Genomic DNA, 1,183 nt, shown 5'->3' on the forward strand with positions numbered 1-1,183 from the left:
TAAGTAGGTGGGCTTAATTATCCGTAAAATAGCGCTTGAAATTTAAAATAATGAAACCCCTGTGAATAGAGGCTTCCAGCTTGATTTTCGTCTTTTAAGTTTTAACGTTTATTTATGCCCACCTACTTACAGTTGACCATGTAAACTGCAACGATATGATTACAAAAATCCCCCAAGCCTTCATCCCCGCTCTTTAGAGACGGGGATGAAGGCTCGCAGCGGCTTTAGCCGCCGTGAGAAAAATATTCTGGGAATCTCCAAAATTTGTCGCTGAATAGTATAGACTAAAATAGTAACAGTTGAGGTCGAAGCTGGTGATAATAATTGAGTTCAAAGCATACGGTAAAAAGCACCAATACCAAGCCATTGATGAGGCTATTCGGACGGTAAGATTTATCCGCAATAGCTGCATCAGGCTCTGGATGGACAATAAAGGAACTGGAAAATATGACTTAAGCAAATACTGCAAGGTCTTAGCCAAACAATTCCCATTTGCCGATGAATTGAACTCTACCGCTCGTCAAGCTGCTGCTGAAAGGGCATGGTCATCAATTGCCCGCTTCTACGACAACTGCAAGAAAAAAGTCCCTGGCAAAAAAGGTTTCCCTCGGTTCCAAAAGCACTGCCGAATCACGTTCAGTGACAAAAAGGGTATTGGGAAACTCAAACTCAAAGGTACATGGGATTTGTGGCGTTTCGAAAAAAAGCAAATCAAGAGGGTTAGGATAGTCCGACGAGCTGACGGGTACTATGTTCAGTTTTGTGTTTCAGTTGATGTCAACGAAGAGGTGAAACCAACTGGAAGCACTGTCGGACTAGATGTAGGGCTTAAGGATTTCTATACGGATTCCCAAGGTAATACTGAACCAAACCCTCGGTTTTATAGAACAGGATAAAAACGTCTAAAGTTTTATCAACGTCGAGTTTCCCGAAAAAATAAAGGCAAGGCCGTAGGCCACGCTTCGCGAACAGCCAACCGCAAGAAAGCAATTAATAAACTAGGCAGAACGCACCTTAGAATAAGTAGGCAGCGTGAGGAGCATGCCAAGAGACTGGGAACGAAGTTACCGTAAGAATAAAGAAGCCTTTATGGTTAGTCGGCTATGCATAAAAGGGTTAAATCTTTGTTATTAAGGCTTCTTTATTCTAAGGTTTCGTCTCCGGCACGCTGCGTAATCCGGTA

At 42.7% G+C, this 1,183-nt stretch carries 1 pseudogene; it reads left to right on the top strand.

Annotated features, from left to right (window positions below):
* Positions 1 to 314: 314 nt before the first annotated feature.
* Positions 315 to 1,055 (top strand): annotated as a pseudogene (locus tag F6K49_RS50930) (transposase); the annotation flags it as partial.
* Positions 1,056 to 1,183 lie beyond the last annotated feature (128 nt).

It is taken from the genome of Moorena sp. SIO3I6 (assembly GCF_010672095.1).